6 protein-coding genes are annotated in these 6,336 nt (G+C 69.9%); 3 read left to right on the top strand and 3 right to left on the bottom strand.

Annotated features, from left to right (window positions below):
- From RWP81_RS13255 to RWP81_RS13245, 3 genes are all read right to left on the bottom strand, one after another.
- A partial coding sequence (locus RWP81_RS13255) for a hypothetical protein (protein ID WP_314456842.1) occupies positions 1-185 on the bottom strand: 185 nt, incomplete at its 3' end.
- On the bottom strand, positions 182-370 hold the full coding sequence (locus RWP81_RS13250; RefSeq protein ID WP_314456840.1) for a DUF2273 domain-containing protein: 189 nt from the start codon (positions 368-370) through the stop codon (positions 182-184). The genes RWP81_RS13250 and RWP81_RS13255, both read right to left, overlap by 4 nt.
- Positions 367-843, bottom strand: a complete 477-nt coding sequence (locus tag RWP81_RS13245) for an Asp23/Gls24 family envelope stress response protein (RefSeq protein ID WP_314456838.1) — start codon at positions 841-843, stop codon at positions 367-369. The genes RWP81_RS13250 and RWP81_RS13245 overlap by 4 nt, the downstream gene beginning before the upstream one ends.
- Before the next feature lie 371 nt (positions 844-1,214).
- Between RWP81_RS13245 and fdhD the strand changes: the two genes are divergently transcribed.
- The 3 genes from fdhD (at position 1,215) to RWP81_RS13230 (ending at position 6,151) form a co-directional block, all read left to right on the top strand.
- Positions 1,215-2,093: a formate dehydrogenase accessory sulfurtransferase FdhD gene (gene fdhD, locus RWP81_RS13240; RefSeq protein WP_314456836.1), complete on the top strand. Its 879-nt coding sequence runs from the start codon at positions 1,215-1,217 to the stop codon at positions 2,091-2,093.
- 66 nt (positions 2,094-2,159) lie between these two features.
- Complete coding sequence (locus RWP81_RS13235; RefSeq protein WP_314456834.1) at positions 2,160-4,460, top strand: FdhF/YdeP family oxidoreductase; 2,301 nt, start codon at positions 2,160-2,162, stop codon at positions 4,458-4,460.
- A 413-nt stretch (positions 4,461-4,873) separates the two neighbouring features.
- Positions 4,874-6,151 (top strand): ATP-binding protein, encoded by a 1,278-nt coding sequence (locus tag RWP81_RS13230; RefSeq protein ID WP_314456832.1) that lies wholly within the window; start codon positions 4,874-4,876, stop codon positions 6,149-6,151.
- Positions 6,152-6,336: the final 185 nt, after the last annotated feature.

Raw genomic sequence — 6,336 nt, 5'->3', positions numbered from 1 at the left:
GCGGTGTCACGGGCCGAGACGATCTCGACGTGGACGTTCTTGGCATCCACTCCGATGATGTCGGCGGCGGCGCGTTCAGCCGTCTTCTGCAGTACGCGGTCCGCGATGTTCACGCGGCCGGCGGGGAGGCCGGGGCCGGCAACCGTGCGGTTGCCGACCCCGGGGGAAGCGGTGACGGTGGTCACGATGTGCTCCGACCCTTGAAGGCATTGACGATGTTGCCGAAGTCGATCTCACCCGCCGTGATGCGGGCGACGACGACGCCGATCGCCATGAAGAGGGCGACGAGGACGAATCCCCAGAAGCCGAAGATCAAGGCGCTCAGGGCCAGAACGAGCCCGGCGAGGGCACCCTTGGTGGAGGCGCTCACTGGACGCGCTTTTCGTTGCTGTCGTCGTCGTTGTTGTCGTCGCCCGGGATGTGGACGTCGTTGACGTCGACGTTGACTTCGACGACCTCGAGACCCACGAGACGGTTGATGGCACCGGCGACGCGGCCGCGCACCTGGTCGGCCACTTCCTGGATGGGGGCGCCGTACTCCACGACGATGGTGATGTCGGCGGCGGCCTGGGTCTCGCCGACCTCGACCTTGACGCCCTGCGTCAGGTCGGTGGCGTTGATCGCGTCGCGGATCGCGCCGAGGGCACGGGCACCGCCGCCACCCAGCGCGTAGACACCGGCGACCTCACGGGCCGCGATACCGGCGACCTTCGCGACGACGCCCTCGGCGATCGTGGTCTTGCCCTCGGCGTGGGCGTCCTGACCGCGGCCGTTCAGCGGGCGGTTCACACGCGACGCCGCCTGGGGGACGTTCTGGGCGGCGGGGGTGGTGTTCTCAGCCATGTCGATGCCTTTCAGAGTTCGTGACCCGGATGCTCCGGGGTAGGTGTTTCGACCCACATGACTAAGACGTACCGGGTCAGGTAAACGTCACGCCGGACTTGAAAAAACTTCCGCGATCTGTATTCAGGCGAATGGTCCGCTCTCCCCGCTCCTCGCCGAGATCACACGATCCGCCCGAGATCACCCGCACCTGCCGCGTAACGACGCGTCATCTCGCAACGATCGTGTGATCTCGCGCTGGCAGGGCGGCAGCCGCACCGCACCCGTCACGCCTCGCGCCGGAGACGCCGAGGGTGGCCGACGTCCCGGTGTCGGCGGCCCGGCGTACGCTTCCCCCATGCCCCTCTTCCCTCCCCGCGGGCGCGACTGACATGGGTCGCCTCACCACCTCGCGGCGCGTCACGCGCATCACGCTCGAGGGCGTGAACCGCGAACGACCGGATGCCATCGCGGTCGAGGAACCCCTCGAGATCCGCGTCGCGGGCTCGCCGTTGTCGGTGACCATGCGCACGCCCGGTCACGACGTGGAACTGGCCGCCGGCTTCCTCGTGTCGGTGGGCGTTCTCAGTCGCGGCGACCAGTTCGCCCGCGCGATCCACTGCGGGGGCCCCGGCACGGGCGGCGCCGACGGCAACACCTACAACGTGCTCGACCTCACGCTCGCACCGGGGGTCGCCCTTCCCTCCACCGACATCGCCCGGTCCTTCTACACGACGAGCTCGTGCGGGGTGTGCGGCACGGCATCCATCGACGCTGTGGAGAAGGTGTCCTCCTACGACGTGGCCTCCGACGACATCCGGGTGTCGGCGCACGAGGTCGCGTCCTACCCCGATCGCCTGCGCGAACAGCAGAAGACCTTCGACAAGACCGGCGGACTGCACGGCGCCGCCCTCTTCGACGTCGCGACCGGGGAGCTGCTCGTCGCCCGCGAAGACGTGGGCCGCCACAACGCCGTCGACAAAGTGGTCGGCTGGGCGCTGCTGAACGACCGACTCCCGCTGCGGGGAACCGTGCTGCAGGTCTCGGGCCGCGTGAGCTTCGAGCTCGTGCAGAAGGCCGTGATGGCCGGCATCCCGATGCTCTCCGCCGTGTCGGCGCCGTCGTCGCTGGCGATCGAGCTCGCCGAACGGGCGGGCCTGACGCTGGCCGCCTTCGTCCGCGGCACGAGCATGAATCTGTACACACGGGCGGATCGCATTGCAGCGCCCTCCACAACCCCCGCGGAGCACGAGCCCGCGAGCGTACGCTGACGACCGGATGCCACGAGCCGGCGCCATGACCACCGGAGGGTCGACATGGGTGAGTCCTTTGGACTGATGACCGAGAAGCCACGTCAGGGAGGCCTCGGGCCGCAGGTAGACGGGGACTGGTCGAGCACGGGTGCGTACGAGCACCCCGCCGCCGGCTGGGGCGCCGCCATGACCGTGGGAAAGGTGCTGCTCGAACAGCGGCAACCCGTCGCCGGTACCAAGGCGATGTTCACGATGAACCATCCGAAGAGCGGGTTCGACTGCCCCGGGTGCGCGTGGCCCGACGACAAGGGCGTCGCCCTCGACATCTGCGAGAACGGCATCAAGCACGTCACGTGGGAGATGACGCACAAGCGGGTCGGCAAGGAGTTCTTCGCCGAGCACTCGGTGACGGAGCTGTCGCAGTGGAGCGATTTCGAGCTCGAGGACGCCGGGCGCCTCGTCGGTCCGATGGCGTACGACGCCGAGACCGACCACTACGTGCCGATCTCGTGGAACGACGCCTTCCGCATGATCGCGCGCCATCTGACGGCGCTCGATTCGCCCGATCAGGCGGCGTTCTACACCTCCGGTCGCCTGAGCAACGAGGCGTCGTTCCTGTACCAGCTGTTCGCCCGCGAACTCGGCACGAACAACCTGCCCGACTGCTCGAACATGTGCCACGAGGGATCGGGCCGTGGGCTCACGGCATCCCTCGCCACGGGTAAGGGCACCGCCGACCTCGAGGACTGGGAGGCGTGCGACGCGCTGTTCGTCCTCGGTGTGAACGCGGCCTCGAACGCCCCGCGCATGCTCACCAGCCTCGCCGAGGCCATCGATCGCGGCGCGCAGGTCGTGCACGTCAACCCGCTGCGGGAGGTCGCGGGCACCCGCACGATCGTGCCGCACGAGATCCTCGACATGGCGACGTTCCACAGCACCCCGACCAGCACGATGAACCTGCAGGTGCGCCCGGGCGGCGACCTCGCGCTCGTCCGCGGCATGGCGAAGGTCGTCTTCGAGGCGTCGGACACCGATCCGACCGCCCTCGACCGGGCGTTCCTCGACGAGTACACGACGGGGCTCGACGAGTACCGCACCCTGGTCGAGGCGACCCCGTGGTCGAAGCTGGTCGAGCAGGCCGGCCTGACCGAGGCCGAGATCCGCGGAGCCGCCGCCGTGTACCTCGCCTCCGAGCGGTGCGTCATCAGTTGGTGCCTCGGCGTCAGCCAGCACCAGCACGGGGTCGACACCGTGCGCGAGATCGTCAATCTGCTGCTGCTGCGCGGCAACGTGGGGCGCAAGGGCACCGGCCCCTCGCCCGTCCGCGGCCACAGCAACGTGCAGGGCAACCGCACGTGCGGCATCAACCACAAGCCCACCGAGAAATGGCTCGCGAAGCTCGACGAGGTCTGCGGCATCACCTCTCCCCGCGAGCCCGGGCTCGACACCGTGCACACGGTGGCGGCGCTGCACCGCGGCGACCTCAAGGTCTTCCTCGGCATGGGCGGCAACTTTGTGCGCGCCGCTCCCGACACCACGCTGACCGCCGAGGGCATGGGCCGCTGCGAGCTCACCGCGCACGTCAGCACCAAGCTGAACCGCAGCCACCTCACCCACGGAAAAGACGCGCTGATCCTCCCGTGCCTGGGGCGCACCGAACGCGACGTGCAAGAAGCGGGGCCGCAGTCGATCTCGACCGAGGACGCGATGAGCTCGGTCATGCTCTCGCTCGGCTCACGACGCCCGGCATCGCCCCACCTGCTCAGCGAGCCCGAGATCATCGCCCGCCTCGCCCGCGCGACGATGCCCGAGTCCGCGACGCCGTGGGAGTGGTACGTCGGCGACTACGACCGCATCCGCGACACCATGGCGAAGGTCCTGCCCGGTTTCGAGGGCTTCAACGAACTCGTGCGCCAGCACTACGGCTTCCGCGTCCCCCAGCCCGCCCGCGAGCGCGACTTCCAGACGCCGTCGGGCAGAGCGGAATTCTCGGATGCCGAGCTGCCGAACGTCATCCCCGAAGAGGCCGACGTGCTGGTGCTGCAGACCATGCGCTCCCACGACCAGTGGAACACCACGATCTACTCGGCCGATGACCGCTACCGGGGTGTGCGCAACATCCGCGAGCTGGTGTTCATGAACCGGCGCGACATGAAGGAGCGCGGCATCGCCGAGGGCGATCCGGTCGACATCGTCGCCACCTCGCGCGACGGCTCCGTCCGCAGCGTCACGGCGTTCCGCGCCCTGCAGTACGACACGCCGCGCGGCAGTGCCGCCGGCTACTTCCCCGAGATGAACGTGCTGCTCGGCCCCGACGACTACAGCCGCCAGAGCGACCAGCCACTGATGAAGGACATCCGGGTGCGCATCGCGAAGACCGCCTGACCCGCCGCGGGCGGTGCCGTGGCGCACGGGTGCGGGCCGGTGCGGGCCGGTGCGGGCCCATGCGCGCGGCGGGATCCTCGCAGAATCGGCTGATCCTCGCAGGTTCCGGCCGCTGATCTGCGAGTTTCGCGCGATCCTGCGATCTCGCGAGACCGGTCCGCGCACGCCGGAGCAGCGCTCGATCCCCGCACGCGGCATGGGCCCGGCAGGTCGCGGCGTCGCCGCACTGGCCGGGGACGACGGCGGGACGCTACGGTGATCCCGAGCAGAGGTCTGCGATGAGCGCACCCCGCCATTGCGGCCTCGGCGTCCGTTGTCGACGAGCACCCCGATCGATGCCGGCGCGCTCGGCACCCGGACCGTCACGGCCGATCCCGGAGAGTCGAGCACCGACCGATCGAAGGGACACGAACATGGCCGCTTGGCGTATCCGCGACTACCACGACGACGACGTCGACGACATCCTCCGCCTCTGGGAGGCGGTCACCGCCGACGGCACCGAACCGGTGTACAGCCTCTCCGAGGTGCTCGCCTCGTGCGCGAAAGACGTCGCTGTCGTCGCGGTGTCGGGCGAGCGGGTGGTGGGGGCGGCGGTGGGCCGCGCCGCGCACGCCCAGGGCTGGGTGGTGTTCCTCGCCACGGCCGACCACCAGCGCGCGGGCGGGCTGGGCGCGGCCCTGCTCGGTGCGCTCGAGGTGCGCATGGCGCCGCACGGCATCAGCAAGCTCTCGGCCCTTGTGCCCACGGGAGACACCCCCGTCGACGCTCTCCTCTCGCAGGGCTTCACCCCCCAGCACGATCTGCGCTACTTCGAGCGCCATATCCCGGTGCAGCGCGAGGAGTTGAAGCTTCTCGCCGAGCTCGGTGGCCGCGTGCTCCCGCGGGGCCTGTGGGATGCCGTCGGAGGGATGACCGCCGAGAAAGACCTGCTCGAGCGGCGCGTCGTCATGCCCCTGGCCCACACCGAGCTCGCGGACCGCTTCGGGGTGGTGCCACCACGCGCCATCGTGCTGTTCGGCCCGCCCGGAACCGGCAAGACGACGTTCGCGAAGGCGATCGCATCGCGTCTGGAGTGGTCGTTCGTCGAGGTGTTCCCCTCGCGTCTCGCGGGTGCGCCCGAGGGGTTGGCCGGGGCCCTGCGGTCCACGTTCGCCGCGATCGCCGAGCTCGAGCACGCCGTCGTCTTCATCGACGAGGTGGAGGAGATCGCCTCGCATCGACAGGGCGAGCCTCCGTCGCCGACGCAGGGCGTCACCAACGAGCTGCTGAAGATCATCCCGGCCTTCCGAGAGCAACCCGGCCGCATCCTCATCTGCGCGACCAACTTCATCCGCTCCCTGGATGCCGCGTTCCTGCGTCACGGCCGGTTCGACTACGTCATCCCGATCGGTCTGCCCGACGAGCAGGCGCGCACGGCGATCTGGCAGCGCTACGTGCCCGAGAGTGCGGTCGACATCGACATCGCCGACCTCGTGGCGATGAGTGAGGGCTTCTCCCCCGCGGACGTCGAGTTCGCGGCCCGACAGGCCTCGCAGTCGGCCCTGGAGTCGGCGGTGGATGCCGGTGCGCCCGACCCCGCGGGGCCGTACATGTCCGATTACACCGCCGCGATCGCACGCACGCGGGCGACGGTGTCGCCCGAGGCGGTCGCGGAGTTCCTGGAGGACATCACCACCGTCGGGAGGGTGTGAGGCCGCCTCGCCCCTGGCGCGCGCGATTCTCGGAGGAGCGCGCGATTCTCGGACCTCTCGACGGAGAATCTCCGAGGATCGTGCGCATCCCCGAGGATCTGATCCGTCCCGCTCGCTCAGCGTCGCGCCCACCTCGGCGCGCGCTCGGGCCGCGGGCCGATCCCGATCGGCGCGCCGGCCGCGGG

The sequence above is a fragment of the uncultured Microbacterium sp. genome (genome assembly GCF_963521695.1).
GTDB lineage: Bacteria > Actinomycetota > Actinomycetes > Actinomycetales > Microbacteriaceae > Microbacterium.
This window is presented reverse-complemented; position numbering and strand designations above follow the sequence as displayed.

What these genes read in the sequence shown, in the direction of transcription:
- RWP81_RS13245 (WP_314456838.1), bottom strand. Translation starts at nt 843, where the DNA reads ATGGCTGAGAACACCACCCCCGCCGCCCAGAACGTCCCCCAGGCGGCG.
- fdhD (WP_314456836.1), top strand. Translation starts at nt 1,215, where the DNA reads ATGGGTCGCCTCACCACCTCGCGGCGCGTCACGCGCATCACGCTCGAG.
- RWP81_RS13235 (WP_314456834.1), top strand. Translation starts at nt 2,160, where the DNA reads ATGACCGAGAAGCCACGTCAGGGAGGCCTCGGGCCGCAGGTAGACGGG.
- RWP81_RS13230 (WP_314456832.1), top strand. Translation starts at nt 4,874, where the DNA reads ATGGCCGCTTGGCGTATCCGCGACTACCACGACGACGACGTCGACGAC.